Source organism: Undibacterium sp. GrIS 1.2, from assembly GCF_040544435.1.
In the GTDB taxonomy this organism is placed as follows: Bacteria; Pseudomonadota; Gammaproteobacteria; order Burkholderiales; family Burkholderiaceae_D; genus Undibacterium.
In genome coordinates, this window is record NZ_JBEONP010000016.1 from 1 (window position 1) to 16,027 (window position 16,027).

Below are 16,027 nucleotides of genomic sequence, written 5' to 3' on the forward strand. Positions count from 1 at the left end.
TACCGTATAAAGCGGTGGCGCATGTGATGGCGGAGGCGCAACGACTGGGCGTCAATAAGATCGGTATGGTTGGTAATGAGCAGTTCTTGAAGTGAGTTAGATACGTGAAATTCAGTATTTACTCCGCTTCTCACTGCGTGAACCAGAAAATCTAAGGTATTATTCAAAATTGGCAGGGTTACTCCTGCCTTTTTTCATTTTGATAAAGCTGCAATTTTAAAATTCATTAAATTTATTGATTGAGAGATCAAAACATGAAGCAACTTCGATTGTCACGCCTCGCTGTTTTACTTGCTGCGATTGGTTTTTGTGCTGTTCCAGAACTGACGAATATTGCCGGTAACGTAGTCTATGCTCAAGAGGCCATGCGCCCTGAAATCGGCAAAGCAGTACAAGCTGCTGGTGATTTGTTTAAGGCCAAGAAATACAAAGAAGCACTCGCTAAACTTCACGATACGGATAGCGTGAGCGGTAAAACAATGAATGAAAGTTTTACGATTGAGCGTATGCGTGCTGCGATTGCAAGTGCTGCTGGTGATAATGACACTGTGATTCGTTCTTACGAAACAATTATCGCTGCGAACAAATTGCCTGCTGGCGAACAAATTAAATACATACAAGGTCTGGCATCAGCTTATTACAAAGCAGGGAATTACGCTAAGACCGTGCAATGGGTTACTCGTTATTTTTCCGATGGCGGTAACGATCCGGCAATGCGTCCATTCCTGATCCAATCTCTATACATGAGCGGTGATTATGCCCGCACTATGAAAGAGGTTAAGGCTGATCTTGCATCCGAAGAAAAATCAGGTCGTACTCCAAGTGAAACTAGTCTGCAACTTTATGCTAATGCTGCTCTGAAGCAAAACGACAAAGCCACTTATGTTGCTGCAATTGAAAAGTTATTAGTTTTCTATCCAAAGAAAGATTACTGGCTTGATTTGCTTGGCCGTATTCAAAGTAAGCCCGGTTATTCTGAGCGTTTATCCTTGGATTTAGATCGCTTGAAACTAGCTTTGGGACAAATTACTCGTACCGGCGATTTTATGGAAATGTCTCAATTATCTTTGCAAGCAGGTTATCCTGCAGAAGCGATCAAGATTATTGATCAGGGCTACAAAGCAGGCGCACTTGGCACAGGTACTGATGCCGCACGTCATCAACGTCTGCGCGATCTGGCCAACAAAAATTTAGCAGCAAGCAAAGCAAATGCCGCAGCCAATGAGGCTGAAGCCAATCAAAGTAAGGATGGTAATGCATCGGTTACGCTTGGTTATGCATACGTTACCGCAGGCCAGTTTGATAAAGGTTTAAGCTTGATCGACCAGGGTATGACTAAAGGTAGTTTGAAGCGTCCTGATGACGCCAAACTCTTGCAAGGTATATCTTTACTGCAAGCTGGTAAAAAAGCGAATGCAATCAAGGTTTTGAAGACAGTGCAAGGTACTGACGGCACTGCTGATCTGGCGCGTTACTGGATTATCTACGCCAATCAATCTGGTAAGTAATTGATTGAACCGACCTTGTAAAATATTAAGGAATTTTCATCTAGTGATTTAGATTCCTTGGTATAAAAAAGCCCCGAGTTCAACCGGGGCTTTTTTATTTTGAACGATGTACTTTGACTGAGGTATTTTGAGTAATATCGCCAGTGAAAATTAGCTATGCTTTTTACCTGACTTTGCATGCGCAAGTATCGTTTTGGCCGCGCGTGGAGCCGCTGTCTTTGCGGTTCTGCTGTTGGTTTTAGTGTTGCGATTATTATGTGCTGATGCTACGTGGTTTGATTTTGTTCTCGCTTGCAGAACTGGCACTTGTATTTGTAGTGTCTGACCTGCACTGACGCTATCCCGCTTCAAATTGTTCCAGCTCTTGATGTCCGCCACACTAACTTTATAGCGCTTAGCAATTGAGTTCAAATTATCTGCTTTGCCGACTTTAAAATGCATCTGCCTGGTCGACGGAGTCTTTTCAATGATCAACTGCGCCTTTTCAGCAATCTCCATAGAGATATCCTGATCCGGTGTTTTGCTTGATCTCGGAATGAGCAAAGTTGATCCTGCTTTGACTAACATTTTTGGTGGAATGAAATTAACTTCACGCAGTGTTTCAGCTTTCATCCCCAAACGATTAGCCAAAGATTCTACTCGTTCAGTTTTGCCTACAGTATGAGTAGCCCAGGTAGATAGCGGACCATTCCACTTACTTAAATTTTCTCTGAACAACATCGCATTGTCAGTCGGGAGCAGAATTTTAGTTTTGCTATCGCCAGTAATGACGGGGCGATTGAATTGCGGATTTAACGCTGTAAAATCAACTACAGACATCTCTGCTAATTGTGCGGCTACCCGTACATCAATATCACGAGTTTTTTCTACTGTAACGAAGTAGGGTTGATTTTCTAACTTGGGTAGTTCTATGCCAAATTGTTCTGGATGCCCGATGATATTTTTAACTGCCTGCAATTTTGGCAGATAGTTTTTTGTCTCATTCGGCATCAACGCAGACAAACTTTCAAAGTCAATTGGCAAGCCCATTGCCTGCTGTTTTTTGATCGCCCGTTGAACCGAACCTTCGCCCCAGTTATAGGCGGCCAAGGCTAATTGCCAATCACCAAACATACCGTATAAGCGTTCCAGGTACGTCAGGGCAGCGTCAGTAGAATCTAGTACGCCGCGTCGGTCATCCTTAAACATGCTCTGTTTTAGATTGAAATCACGGCCGGTTGCCGCCATAAATTGCCACATGCCAGATGCTTTGGCAGTAGAAATTGCCTGAGGATTAAAGGCTGATTCAATAAATGGAAGTAATGCTAGTTCAGTTGGCATACCGCGCTTTTCCAGCTCCTCTACAACGTGATACAAGTAGCGTGAACCGCGCTGCACGGTTCGCTGTATGTATTCAGTACGAGTGCTGTACCAATTAAGCTGATTACTAACTAATTGATTATCCAGATCCGGGATTGCATAACCATTGCGAATCCGATTCCATAAATTGGCTTCTGGCGCTGTCAGTTCAACAGGATTCTCTGCAGCAATTTTATCGGCACTATCTTCTATCGCAACATTAATTGTCGGTGCCACCTCATTGGTACGCAAGACGCCAATCGGCTGAGTGCTTGACTCAGGTACGCTAGTTAATGCGAGTAAATCATTTTCTGCGGCGGAGCTTGAAGGCGTAAAGCAAAGCAAGATTGCTGAAGCGAGAATAGAGGAGATGCTGTGTCGGAAACGTTTCATAGGCGGTGTATTGTCTAATCGATCATGATCGACGATGTTGATGGGATCGGGAGAGTGTACGCAAGTGCCAATTCCGACGTCAAGAAAAATGTCACTCTTGTTACAAGATAATTCTGCGATAAAAGGCTTACTTTGTAGTCAGTTGCAGTTACTTAATGCAGCTGATTTATGCAGTGACTAACAATAGCTTCTTGAGCCTTAACCAAGCTCATAGAAGCTATTTAAGCTTAATAATTAAGCCAATATTTAAGTCGATGTATTGAATTGTAAAGACGCTAGGTTGGCGTAAATACCGCCTTGCGCTACCAAGCTATTATGGGTGCCAGTTTCAACAATATGTCCGTGCTCCATGACGATAATACGATCAGCTCTCTGTACGGTTGCTAGCCGATGCGCGATGATCAGGGTAGTGCGACCTTGCATTGCTGCTTCCAGCGCACCTTGAACCAGGCGCTCTGATTCTGCATCAAGCGCGCTAGTGGCCTCATCTAACAAGAGCAACGGTGGATTTTTAAGTAGCGCCCGTGCAATCGCGATGCGTTGACGTTGACCACCAGACAGGCGCACACCACGCTCACCAAGGAAGGAGTTATAGCCTTCTGGCAGACGTTCAATAAACTCATGCGCCGCCGCCATTTTAGCTGCAGCGATCACTTCTGCATCGCTGGCATCCGCTTTGCCATAGCGTATATTTTCTAATGCATTGGCAGAAAAAATCACCGTATCTTGTGGCACGATACCGATTGCATTGCGTAAATCATGTAGATCTAACTGACGTATATCCACGCCATCTAATGTGATCTTGCCTTGTTGCGGGTCATAAAAACGCAGCAACAACTGAAATAAGGTGGTTTTGCCTGCACCAGACGAGCCGACCACGGCGACTGTTTCACCCGGTTTGATATCTAAGGACATATGTCCTATCGACGCCATATTGGGCCGTGACGGATAATGAAACACGATGTCAGTCAACGATAAAGCAGCCCCATTGGCAGCGCGCGGAGGCAGCTTTAATGGATTCGGTGCAGATTGGATTGGTGATTGTGCTGCCATAAGCTCTAGCAAGCGTTCGGTAGCACCGGCGGCGCGTTGTGCTTCGCCCATTACTTCAGACAAAGCGCCGACTGCGCCAGCAACGATGGATGCATACAAGATAAATTGCCCTAGCATGCCACCGCTCATTTCACCTCGCATTACCGAGTGCGCTCCCAGCCACAGGACAAATACGATGGCACCGAAGATCAATAAAATTGCGACCATCGTCAGTAACGAACGGGCACGTATTCGACGCATTGCTGTACTAAAAGCATCTTCTACCGAGCTGGAGAAACGCCGCGCCTCAATGGGTTCGTGTGTGAATGCTTGTACAGTCGGCATCGCATTTAAAATTTCACCCGCGACAGCAGAGGCATCCGCAATCCGATCTTGAGAATCGCGGGATAATTTGCGTACTCGCCGGCCAAACAGCACGATCGGGAGCACCGTCGCTGCCAATGTGACGATGATAATGGAGGACAGTTTTGGGCTAGTAATAAATAACATTACCAGACCGCCCATAAACAATAATGCGTTGCGCAGTGCCATAGAAATACTGGTGCCAACAACTGCCTGAATCAATGTTGTGTCGGTCGTCAGGCGGGATAAAACTTCACCTGTCTGAGTTGTCTCAAAAAACTCGGGACTTTGCGTAACTACATGCGAATACACCGCATTGCGGATGTCAGCGGTAACCCGCTCCCCCAACCAGGACACCATATAAAATCGTGCTGCGGTAGCTACACCCAAGACGCAGGCGACCCCAAACAGCGCCAGAAAAGTCGCGTCCACATGTTGGATGCCACGCGTGCCAGTACCGCCAAATCCCAGATCGATCATTTGCCGGAAGGCATAAGGAATCGCCAACGTTGCACAAGCGGCAATGATTAAAGCAATACCCGCCAAAAAAAATTGACGACGATAAGGAGTTAAAAATGGCACTAAGCCTTTGAGTGTCGCAAGACTACTTTTGGATGCAGCGTCGTTACTGGCGGGAGCGGTCATAGGAGCTTTATGGTGACGAATTGGCGATATTGTGTCAGCTTTCAAGCTGGACTGTACGAATTGTTTGATCTAATTGTCTGCTCGGATTATCTGAGCAATAACCGCCATCATAGATGGGGCTGACATGCTTCTAAACAAGATTGTCGCGTAGTAAATTCTCATGCGGTAAATTAATTAGTGACCATGTTGAGCGCCGCACGCGATCGTTTAATGATGTTTATGTTTCAATCGGAGGTTTTGATATTGCAGCTTGCTCATTTATTGGCAATATTTGTAACACTTACACAAAATCGCATCAACAATCTTGCGTCCCGTCACCGCACCCGTGTATTGTTCTCGTCGACGCTTTTCAGTGCAATCCTCTGAAGCATTCGCATATAGTTAATGGCAAGCTCCAAGCCATCATATTAAAGGACTCAATGTTGAAGAATTTCGCAAAATGGCTATTAGTCAGCGCGTTTTTAACGGGAAATATGGCGCACGCTGCCATCCCTGTGTATGGCTACATCGTCAAAAATACTTACCCGCACGATCCATCCGCTTTTACTGAAGGCTTGTTTTATAAAGACGATTTTTTGTATGAAAGTACCGGATTAGCTGGACACTCATCGCTAAGAAAAGTTGATCTTGTCAGCGGTAAAATCGTACAGCAGAAAGATTTGAGTCCAGAATTTTTTGGCGAGGGATCAACCGAAATCGATGGGAAAATTATTAGTTTGACCTGGAAGTCGCAAGTCGGCTTTATCTTCGACGCTAAAACCTTTAACTTAAAAAAACGCTTTACTTACATGGGCGAGGGATGGGGGCTAACTAGCGATACGCGTCATGTGTATATGAGCGACGGCACACCTTTTATCCGCATCCTTAATCCAGTCACATTAAAAGAGGAACGCAGGATTTATGTGATGGCCGATGGTATCGCCGTAGATAGACTAAACGAGCTTGAGTGGGTGGAAGGCGAGCTATTCGCCAATATCTGGGGCACCGATGTGATTGCCCGAATTGATCCGGCAACAGGCCATGTCGTCGGCTGGATCAATCTGAAAGGCTTGCTGCCACCTGGCGAACGCGTTAGCAATTCCGCTGATGCAGTACTCAATGGTATTGCTTATGACAGTAAGCGCCATCGCCTGTTTGTCACTGGAAAATTGTGGCCGAAATTATTTGAAATCGATCTGCTGAAAATTCAAAATTAAGCGATGCGACAGACCATTAGCGGCCATCATTTGTATTAATGAATCTGTCATTAATACAATATACTCCCCCAATATTTTTTTAAATATGCCTCATTGTCCAGTGATTATATGGACAACTTAAATATACATAGGGGGAGTAATTTTTCTATCTAGTCCAGACTTAAGCTTTTTGTCGCTTGGCAATCCAATCATCAATCACCCGCTCCAGCACGACCAAAGGCAAAGCGCCGTGGGTAAGCACCTCGTTATGGAATTGCTTTAAATCGAATTTATCGCCGAGCGCCAACTTGGCCTTTTCACGCAGGGCAAGGATTTTTAGCATGCCGACTTTGTAGGCCAATGCCTGTCCCGGATCAACCATATAGCGTTCGATCTCGGTGGTGACATCGGTCAAGGCCATGCCAGTATTGTCAGCCATGTAGTCTATGGCTTGTTCGCGTGTCCAGTGTTTGTAGTGGATGCCGCTGTCAACGACCAGACGTACGGCACGCATCATTTCGTCGCGCAGGCGACCCAGGTTATCCATAGGATCTTTTTCAAATCCCATTTCCCAAGCCAGGCGTTCTGAATACAATGCCCAGCCTTCTGCATAGGCAGTAAAAGGTAAGACTTGCCGGAAAAACGGTACGTCTTTTAACTCCTGTGCAATTGATATCTGGAAGTGGTGACCAGGTATGCCCTCGTGATAAGCCAGGGTGCGCATCGTGAACTTAGGATTTTCTTTGGTATCGCGCATATTGGCGTAAAAAATCCCAGGACGAGACCCATCAAACGCACCTTCGCTGTAATACGCGCCAGGCGCGGTTGCCTCGGCAAATTGCGGTACTGCTTTGACTTCTACCCCTAACTTTGGACGGACATCAAACGCGCTACCGAGCCCTTTATTCACCTCGTCTAAAATCGCCTGATAGCCTTTGAGCATGGCTTGCTTGCCCTCTGGCGTATTGGGATACAACTGCTCAGGGTCTTGCGATAATTTTAAAACACGTACACCGATGCTACCTTCTGCCAAGCCTTTGCTTTTTAAGATGGCGTCCATTTCTTGGGTGATCCGGGCGACTTCTGCCAGACCTAAGTCATGCACCTGTTGCGGCGTCATGTCAGTCGTTGTATGCATGCGCACACACCAGGCGTAGTAGGCATCGCCATCAGGCATATGCCATGCACCAAAATTGCCTTGTGCTTTTGGTTGCAGCGCGGTGAAATAGCTGATTAATTTTTGATAAGAGGGATATACCTGCTGTGTAATCGACGTATCGACTTGCGCTAGCAAATCACTACGTGAGCTGGCATCGATTTTATCTGCGGAGATTTTATCCAGCTTCTCTTTAAAGTTGATGTACAGCGGATTTTGTTTGGCTGGTTTGGCGATAAAGCCTTGCATTTGTGCCAGTACTTTTTCCACCATAAATTGAGGTGGAATAATATTTTTACTGTCCCTGAGTCGTAAATCTTCCAGCACCTGATCAAATTTAATGGGAAATTTTTTCAGACGAGCGATATAACTTTTAGCTTCTGCTACTGAGTTGACCTGATGTACCTCGGTCATAAAGTTAGGCAAGTTCGATTGCACGCCAAACATCTGGTTTACGGGGAAACTCAGATCACGATAGCGATCACCCTCATCTTGCATGCGCAAAAAATAGTCCATCGTGTCATAAGACAATTGGCCGTCGCGATCAAATGAGTCGCGCTGATAACGGTGCAAAGTCTCTAGATCGGCTTTCACCATATCGGCCATTTTTTGCTCAGCGGCTGGCGAAGCATCGCTTAACTTGTCGCTATAAAAATCCATCCAGTCCGGCAAAATCCGCATACTCGATAACATCTCCGGCTGCTGCAATGCGAAGCTCGCCATCACGCGTCCATAAAACCAATCGATTTTTAACGGCTTGAAATACCAGACGTGTACAAAGCCAATCACGAGCAGTAATAGCAAGAATAAGACCCCTCGTCCTAACCACTTAAATAAGCGTGCCATATCGTTTTGTCCAAGAAAAATGAAAATGGATTATAGGCAGAATACTTTCTATAAAACAAACTTTTATTTTGATAGGATGATTTTTACAACAGAGCGCGAAGGGGGGGGCTGCCCAGGTTTTTCTGCGCAAATATCTCTGACCGGACTTCGCTTGGCTTGCTGATGAGGGAAAGGTGTTTCTAGTAAATTACTGAGCGATCTAATGTTGGTCACGCCACAAAGATTGATATTGTTAAAATTGATACTGGTGATAAGTATATTTTAGTTGTCCATAGATTATTTGGATAACCGACTGTTTTATAAAAAAATAATGGGGAGTATATTGAATCTGTGTTCATTCGCCCTGTCAGCAGTAGATGATTTTGACAGCACGGTCAACAAAATAGGTGTTACAAGCGTTGAAGTCACATTCTTACAATTAATTACAAATTTCTATGCTCATACTTTGTCGCAAGGCTGTCCTCTCACTCCTCCTGATTTTGCCGCTGGCGGCGTGCCAGACGACGATCAGCCAAATGCATGATTGCAAAACCGGCGATTGGAATTTCATCGGTAACAAAGATGGTGCGCAAGGATTTGATCCGCGCTTTGAAGAGCGCCGCAAATTCTGCTCTGTCGTCGATAGCGACAAAATCAAGGCAGAATCTGCCAGCAATTATCAGCTTGGCTGGGAGCAGGGCAATCAGCATTTTTGGACTGAGTTGGGTAGTAACGATGGTCGCAGCGGGCAGGCGATAAATTATTTCGACACCCAAGTAGGTTCAGAAAAAATCACCAGCAATAAAACACCATTAAATAAAACTGCTTACCAGCAAGGCTGGATCAAAGGTAACGCCGACTATTGGTATGGCCTGGGAGATCTGGATGGTAAAGCCGGTCGTACCGCCAAAGAAGAGCAAAACCGTGCCGCCAGCGGTCAGCAGATTGGCTTCAATCAAAGCAGCTATCAGCAAGGTTGGGCTAATGGTAATTATGCGTATTGGACGCAGATTGGTTTTCAAGATGCGCATGACGGAGTACCCGATACTTAGTTAAAAAGACACTCGCAGGCGGCATTAGTAAGCGGATTATTTGTCCGCGAAGACGCTTATAAAGAAGCCTGGAATAAAGAGATTATTGAGTACTGGCGCAGATTAGGCTGGAGCGATGCGACCGAAGGACGTGATGTGCATACGCGTCGTGCTGACGCCAAAACCCGTGGCTTGAAGTTTTCTGAGGCAGAGTATGTGCAGCAGTGGGAGCAAAGACTGATTCAATATTGGCGCGATGCCGGCAGCACCGATGGCTTTGGCAAGCCGAATCAAATCGAAGAACGCATGAGTAGCGCCAGAGCCAATAATGTCTTTGTGATTGCCCAAACCCGTGACACTTATAATCAGGCATGGACTACTCAAAACGTGAATTACTGTAGCCCTGACAATGCCTTCAATTTCGGCCGTGGCAATAACCGTATGGCATTTGAAGTTTGTCAGGCAAGTATGCAAAATCGAGTACGCCGCGCCTGGACCAGCGGACAAGATTATGAAGACCTCGCCAGAAAACTTGCCATTGTGGACAATGATTTGGCATCTTTGAACGACGGCAGAGTAGATGCTGCACGCAGACTGGATCGCATCGAACGAGACATTCGCCGCGACCAAGACGACAAAAATCGGGTTGTGAATAACGACACTGCCAACAACGATCGCAAACGTGAGCGTGAACGACAAGAGTTACGCGACTTTTTACAAAAATCAGCGTTTAGAATGGAGGAGTTGCGTAGCTGGAACTTTAGATATACCCAGCAGATGCAGCAGATCAAGCGGGATATTTATTTGTAAGACTTGTGCTAAACCGTTCCATCTGAGTGACAGCTCCCGCTCGTATTAATTTAGTTTGTAAAATCAAAAAATAGTCTGCAAATTAGCCGGCTATTTTTTGACTTTTAAATGATATTGATAAATTCCAGTTCATCAATTGGCGCAGGCTTATGAAGCAAATAACCCTGCGCAAAATCAATACCAATTTCCCGTAATCGCGCAAGTACATCGGGATGATCAACAAATTCAGCGACGGTTTTGACACCAATGACCTTCGCAACATCGGCAAAACATTTCACCGCTGCTTCGTCCAGAGGATCGGTCACAATATCCATCACAAATTGACCGTCGATTTTTAAATAATCGACAGGCATTTTCTTCAGATAGCCAAATGATGAGGCTCCAGCGCCAAAATCATCTAATGCAACCCGCACTCCAATGTCATGAATTTGTTCAATAAATAAAGCGGCATCAGCCAGATTGGTAACCGCTGCGGTCTCTGTAATTTCTAAACATAATCGTGCGCAAATCGCCGACCCGGCATTGGCAAGTACATCAATAGCCCATCGATGAAATGCCCTGTCACCGACTGATTGTCCTGAGAGATTAACGCTGATTTTTGCGATATGGTCGATAGAGTCTAAGCTTCTCATCCATGTAATGGTTTGTTTAAGAACCCACTTGTCGATACGAGATGCCAGATTGAAACGCTCTGCAGCAGGTAGAAAAGCACCTGGACCTATCAATGAACCATCAAAATCACGCATTCTCAGCAACACCTCTGCATACAAACCGGGTGATTGATCGTTCAGTGCAATAATTTTTTGGGCATAGAGTACAAAACGATCTTCATCAAGCGCTTGTTCAATACGTGTAGTCCATTGCATCTCACCATGACGGGCACGCATGGCAAGATCAGTGTCAAACCAAGCATGCACTCTGTTGCGACCAGCTTCTTTTGCGGCATAACAAGAGGTATCGGCCGCTTGCATAATGGCTTCGGTCAATGACCAGCGATCGTCCACCGGCACCAGTCCGATACTCGCACCGATACGGAAACGCCTGCCATCATGCATAAAACGGAAATCGTCCATCCGGTCACATATTTGCTGCGCTACTCGTTGCGCCTGATCGGTTGAGCATTGTTCTAGCAGGATCGCAAATTCGTCCCCTCCTAGTCTGGCAAGGGTATCTCGGGTGCGCGCTGTTTCTGACAATAGTTTGGAGACTTGTTGTAACAACTGATCTCCTACAGCATGGCCGCAAGCATCATTGACTAACTTGAACTGATCAAGGTCAATGTATAGCAAAGCATGCTGGCTATGATCTGCACGTGCTGAGTCTAATAATTTTTGTAATCTGACCTCAAACTCTATCCGGTTGACCAAGCCTGTAAGCACGTCATGGCTAGCTCTAAAACTCATTTCACCCGATAAGCGGCGTTGCTCTGTCACGTCGTGGAATACCAGCACAACACCGAGAATTTCGCCTAGTTCATTACGGATAGGGGCAGCAGAATCTTCGATGCCAAATTCTGAACCATTACGTGAAATCAGAACAGTTTTGTGAGCTAAGCCGACAATTTTTTCCTGCGTTAAACAGGTAGTGATAGGATTTGCCGCTGGCTTGCGAGTTTCTTCGTTGACGATATGAAAGACTTGCGTTAGCGGTCGGTTTTGTGCCTCGCTGGCGAGCCACCCCGTCATTCGTTCTGCTGCTGGATTGAGCCAGTTAATATAGCCTTCTGCGTCGGTAGTAATTACAGCGTCACCAATGGATTTTAGAGTGACGTGCAGTAACGCATGTTGCTCCGCCAATTCCATTTCCAGTTTTTTTGAGACAGATATATCTATCGCCGTACCGACCATGCGCAAGGCATTACCTTGTTCATCGTATTTAACTAGCGCAGTACTTTTGAGGTGATGCAAGCTGGAGTCTGGCCAGATTACTCTGTATTCCAGCTGAAATGGTTTTGTTCCACTAATAGCTAATTGAGTTGTCAGCGCTATTTTTTCCAGATCATCTGGATGGATTTGATTTTTCCAAAAATCAAATCTATTTATTTCAAATGTACCTGTTTCAAATGTACCTGTCTGAACGCGAGGCAGCATTCCAAATAAACGATACATCCATGCATCCCATAATACGGTGCCATTGGTGAGATCGTATTCCCAGATGCCGATCGCTCCGCTATCGGTTGCTAGCTCTATACGGTCATTCGCAATTTGTAATGCTAAGCGTTCTTCCATCCTCTCAGTAATATCTTGGAATGCACCCACTAATCGTATCGGTTTTTTGTCTGCGAATTCGACGGTACCTACGGCACGTACCCAGATCGGACGTTGATAAGCCTGGATGAAAGGTAGCTCAAGATCCCAGCCTTTACCCGTCAATATTCCACTTTGTACTGCTTCCAAAATAATCGGCTGAGCAGCAGGTGCATAAAACTGGATAGCCTGATCCATTGTCGGTTTAAAACCAACTGGAACGCCATGAATACGGCAAGTTTCGTCTGACCAGTAAATCTCGTTGGTAATAAGATCGACTTCCCAACCACCGACGCCTGCTAACTTACCTGTCCGATCTAAAAATAGCTGGCTTTTACGAAGGTTTTCCTCTTGACGTTTGCGATCAGTAATGTCGAGTAAAGTACCCAACATCCATTCTGGTTTGCCATCGGAAGTCCAGCTGATAACTTTACCGCTATCGAGTACCCATCTCCAATCGCCATTTTTATGTCGTAAGCGAATTTCAGACTCATAACGGGAACTAAGATTTGCCAAATGGATGTCTAATTCTGATTGGCATGCCATCAGGTCGCTAGGATGTATAAGATCAAGCCAGATCTGTGGGGTCAATGGTTCCAATTCCAGCAATGTTCTGCCGGTAATTTCAGCCCATCGTTCGTTATATCGTACTGCTCCGGTTTGGAAATTCCTTTCCCATGTACCCACGTGAGTACTTTCAATAAGATTAGTGATTCGCTGGCTCTTTGCAATCAAAGCACGTTTGTCGTGTTGTCCCTCAAGTATTGCAGCGGCTGCATCTGCCAGACAACGCAGAACCTCAACCTGTTTTTCATCTAGACGATTTGGACGCCGGTCGATGACACATAAGGTGCCTACACGACTCCCGTCACTTATCGTAATTGGTGCGCCTGCATAAAATCGGATATCGGGATGGTCGGTGACGAGAGGATTATTGGCGAAACGCTGATCTTGTAGTGCATCATGAATTTCGAAAATATCGTTTTCGAGAATAGCATGCGAGCAAAAAGCAATGTCTCTTGGAGTTTCAGATACGCCTGGCAACCCCAAGTTCGCTTTGAACCATTGTCTTTCTGTATCGATTAAACTGATTAGAGATATCGGTACGCCGCAGACTAAAGACGCTGCCTTCACCAAGGCATCTAGCTCTGCTTTCGGTTCAGTATCGAGAACGTCGAGAGAACGCAATGATGCTATACGTTGAGTTTCGTTGTTTGGAAAAGGCGCCGCATTCATTCTAATTCTCCCACCGAACAATTGAATTCATCGTTAAGCAATAACGATACTTGATCTCAGTGTAGTCAGATGAATAGTCGCTTGTATGAGTTTTTACGCACTTACAGCTATTTGTGACAATTGTTTTCAATCAATAATCCTGATTAATAAATTAGCATCCATATGTCGCTATCAAGAAAAATAAAACGTAAATGATCTCCAACATTGTAGAAATAGAAATTTTGAGACAATAATACAAGCTCACAAATATTTACATGTCAACGCTCTCAAGCGCTTTCCAAGCCCTTATAATCGCTAAACTTGATTAGGAGAGCGCGGCCAGCTAGATCGATGCACATAGCTGCAAGCCGCCGCCGAAGGGGCTAACACCCAAAAACTCTCAGGCAAATGGACTGATCAAGGGGCTGGGTTTTCAGCCCAAACTCTGGAGAGCGGTAGCGGCATAAGTAATATTAAATAGATTCAAGCCGAACTACCCACCGAAGGTGCGCGCGGATTGCTGTTGTTAAAACGCAGTCCGTAATCTCTCAGGTATCAGGACAGAGGGGTCTGCGATGTTGTCGCATGGATGAGCTTGCTCGCCTGTGTGATGGATCGTCCCTTCTATTTTGGTAATGAGGCTCTCATGACGCAAGCAGTGACATCTCTCAAGGCAACTCCTCTCAACGCCGCACATCGTGCTGCTGGCGCAAAAATGGTTGATTTCGGCGGCTGGGATATGCCAGTCAATTACGGCTCACAAATCGAAGAACATCACGCTGTCCGCACTGATTGCGGCATGTTTGATGTGTCGCACATGTGTGTGGTCGATCTCAAAGGCGACAACGTTCGTTCCTTTTTGCGCAGCCTGGTCGCCAACAATGTCGATAAATTACAAGTTCCTGGCAAAGCGCTGTACTCAGCGATGCTGACGCCACAAGGCACGGTCGTCGATGATCTGATTATCTATTTCTTTAGCGAGAACTGGTTCCGCCTCGTCGTCAATGCGGGTACTGCTGAAAAAGATCTCGCATGGATGTCCGCGCACAATCTTGCTACTGATAGCGGCATTACCATTACCCAGCGCCGCGATGGTGCTAACGCCTTCGCACTCGTTGCGGTACAAGGTCCCAACGCCCGCGCTAAAGCATGGGAAGTTTTGCCAGAAACCAAAGCTGCCAGTGCTGAGATCAAACCGTTTAACGCCGTTATTGTTGCTGACACCGCGTTTGGTGAGGTCATGGTGGCTCGCACGGGTTACACCGGAGAGGACGGATTTGAAATCGCAGTCGCTGCAGATAAAGTCGTCGCATTTTGGGATGCTTTGATCGCCGCAGGTGTTAAGCCAGCTGGCCTGGGAGCGCGTGACACGTTGCGTCTGGAAGCCGGTATGAATTTATACGGACAAGATATGGACGATACTGTAAATCCCTTGAATGCCGGATTAGCATGGACGATCGATCTGGTGAGCGAGCGCGATTTTGTCGGTAAAAAAGCATTGCAAGAGCAGGGACAAACAGCGCAATTCCTCGGCCTGATTTTGCGTGAAAAAGGCGGTATCTTGCGCGCACATCAAAAAGTCATCACCGCCAATGGCGAGGGTGAAATCACCAGCGGTACCTTCAGTCCTTCAATGCAGCAAGCCATTGCCTTGGCACGCCTACCGATGGATATGGCGATTGGTGATACGGTACAAGTCCTAATCCGTGACAAGCAATTGGCAGCGACCGTCGTCAAATTGCCGTTTGTTCGCAATGGCAAAATATTGGTCGCATAATAGCTAATTACACTTAAATTATGATCAGATATTTATCTGAGTCTTAAAGATCAAAGATCAAAGATCAAAGATCAAAGATCAAAAATTAATTTCAATTTTCAAATCAATCATCATCATTTCTTTTTGGAGCATGCCATGACAATTCCAGCTAATCTCAAATATACCGCCTCCCACGAATGGGTGCGTGTTGAAGCCGACGGTACGATCGCCGTAGGGATCTCTGATTTTGCACAAGATGCTTTGGGCGATATCGTGTTTGTTGACTTGCCAAAAGTCGGCAAGGCATTGACTGCGGGTAAGGATTGCGCCGTGGTCGAATCCGTTAAAGCAGCAAGCGATATTTACGCGCCGGTGTCAGGCGAAGTAGTTGAAGTAAACCAGGCAGTCGCCGATGCGCCAGAAGCAATCAACACCGATGCATTCGGTTCATGGATGTTCAAAATGAAGCCAAGTAATTCTGCTGATGTCGATGCTTTGATGGATGCTGACGCATACGCAAAAAACATCGGTTAA

The 16,027-nt window shown here is 45.9% G+C and carries 10 protein-coding genes, 1 pseudogene and 2 riboswitches; of the genes and pseudogenes, 7 read left to right on the forward strand and 4 right to left on the reverse strand.

The genetic code is table 11. The features are described 5' to 3' along the window. Together AAKU61_RS08905 and AAKU61_RS08910 are read left to right on the forward strand one after the other, a co-directional pair. A pseudogene (locus tag AAKU61_RS08905) lies at positions 1–95 on the forward strand (biopolymer transporter ExbD); the annotation flags it as partial. Positions 96–254: 159 nt separating this feature from the next. Then, positions 255–1,508 carry a tetratricopeptide repeat protein gene (locus AAKU61_RS08910; protein WP_354331472.1) on the forward strand — a complete coding sequence of 418 codons (1,254 nt, stop codon included), beginning with the start codon at positions 255–257 and terminating at the stop codon, positions 1,506–1,508. A 150-nt stretch (positions 1,509–1,658) separates the two neighbouring features. Here the strand turns inward: AAKU61_RS08910 and AAKU61_RS08915 are convergent, their stop codons facing one another. Together AAKU61_RS08915 and AAKU61_RS08920 are read right to left on the reverse strand one after the other, a co-directional pair. After that, entirely contained in the window at positions 1,659–3,239 is a 1,581-nt protein-coding gene (locus AAKU61_RS08915) for a transglycosylase SLT domain-containing protein (protein ID WP_354331474.1), read from the reverse strand. A gap of 246 nt (positions 3,240–3,485) precedes the next feature. Continuing rightward, a complete protein-coding gene (locus AAKU61_RS08920) occupies positions 3,486–5,279 on the reverse strand; it encodes an ABC transporter transmembrane domain-containing protein (RefSeq protein ID WP_354331476.1) in 1,794 nt (597 codons plus the stop codon). 419 nt (positions 5,280–5,698) lie between these two features. Between AAKU61_RS08920 and AAKU61_RS08925 the strand changes: the two genes are divergently transcribed. Further along, the gene (locus AAKU61_RS08925; protein WP_354331477.1) at positions 5,699–6,475 is read left to right on the forward strand and encodes a glutaminyl-peptide cyclotransferase; all 777 of its coding nucleotides are present in this window, start codon (positions 5,699–5,701) and stop codon (positions 6,473–6,475) included. A gap of 160 nt (positions 6,476–6,635) precedes the next feature. On the opposite strand, the gene AAKU61_RS08930 is transcribed toward AAKU61_RS08925, so the two are convergent. Beyond that, the gene (locus AAKU61_RS08930; RefSeq protein WP_354331479.1) at positions 6,636–8,456 is read right to left on the reverse strand and encodes a DUF885 domain-containing protein; all 1,821 of its coding nucleotides are present in this window, start codon (positions 8,454–8,456) and stop codon (positions 6,636–6,638) included. Positions 8,457–8,890: 434 nt separating this feature from the next. On the opposite strand from AAKU61_RS08930, the gene AAKU61_RS08935 reads away from it, so the two are divergent. Then, positions 8,891–9,487: a hypothetical protein gene (locus AAKU61_RS08935; RefSeq protein ID WP_354331481.1), complete on the forward strand. Its 597-nt coding sequence runs from the start codon at positions 8,891–8,893 to the stop codon at positions 9,485–9,487. A gap of 135 nt (positions 9,488–9,622) precedes the next feature. Beyond that, entirely contained in the window at positions 9,623–10,276 is a 654-nt protein-coding gene (locus tag AAKU61_RS08940) for a DUF2799 domain-containing protein (protein ID WP_354331483.1), read from the forward strand. A 104-nt stretch (positions 10,277–10,380) separates the two neighbouring features. Here the strand turns inward: AAKU61_RS08940 and AAKU61_RS08945 are convergent, their stop codons facing one another. Continuing rightward, on the reverse strand, positions 10,381–13,758 hold the full coding sequence (locus AAKU61_RS08945; protein ID WP_354331485.1) for an EAL domain-containing protein: 3,378 nt from the start codon (positions 13,756–13,758) through the stop codon (positions 10,381–10,383). 295 nt (positions 13,759–14,053) lie between these two features. Continuing rightward, positions 14,054–14,163, forward strand: a riboswitch (glycine riboswitch). Between the two features lie 9 nt (positions 14,164–14,172). Continuing rightward, a riboswitch (glycine riboswitch) is annotated at positions 14,173–14,311 on the forward strand. 72 nt (positions 14,312–14,383) lie between these two features. Between AAKU61_RS08945 and gcvT the strand changes: the two genes are divergently transcribed. Together gcvT and gcvH are read left to right on the forward strand one after the other, a co-directional pair. After that, complete coding sequence (gene gcvT, locus AAKU61_RS08950) at positions 14,384–15,514, forward strand: glycine cleavage system aminomethyltransferase GcvT (RefSeq protein ID WP_354331486.1); 1,131 nt, start codon at positions 14,384–14,386, stop codon at positions 15,512–15,514. A 135-nt stretch (positions 15,515–15,649) separates the two neighbouring features. Further along, positions 15,650–16,027, forward strand: a complete 378-nt coding sequence (gcvH, locus tag AAKU61_RS08955; RefSeq protein WP_354331488.1) for a glycine cleavage system protein GcvH — start codon at positions 15,650–15,652, stop codon at positions 16,025–16,027.

Coding starts and splice junctions, on each gene's coding strand:
- AAKU61_RS08920 (WP_354331476.1), bottom strand. CDS start 5,279: ATGACCGCTCCCGCCAGTAACGACGCTGCATCCAAAAGTAGTCTTGCG.
- AAKU61_RS08945 (WP_354331485.1), bottom strand. CDS start 13,758: ATGAATGCGGCGCCTTTTCCAAACAACGAAACTCAACGTATAGCATCA.
- gcvH (WP_354331488.1), top strand. CDS start 15,650: ATGACAATTCCAGCTAATCTCAAATATACCGCCTCCCACGAATGGGTG.
- AAKU61_RS08915 (WP_354331474.1), bottom strand. CDS start 3,239: ATGAAACGTTTCCGACACAGCATCTCCTCTATTCTCGCTTCAGCAATC.
- AAKU61_RS08930 (WP_354331479.1), bottom strand. CDS start 8,456: ATGGCACGCTTATTTAAGTGGTTAGGACGAGGGGTCTTATTCTTGCTA.
- gcvT (WP_354331486.1), top strand. CDS start 14,384: ATGACGCAAGCAGTGACATCTCTCAAGGCAACTCCTCTCAACGCCGCA.
- AAKU61_RS08935 (WP_354331481.1), top strand. CDS start 8,891: ATGCTCATACTTTGTCGCAAGGCTGTCCTCTCACTCCTCCTGATTTTG.
- AAKU61_RS08910 (WP_354331472.1), top strand. CDS start 255: ATGAAGCAACTTCGATTGTCACGCCTCGCTGTTTTACTTGCTGCGATT.
- AAKU61_RS08925 (WP_354331477.1), top strand. CDS start 5,699: ATGTTGAAGAATTTCGCAAAATGGCTATTAGTCAGCGCGTTTTTAACG.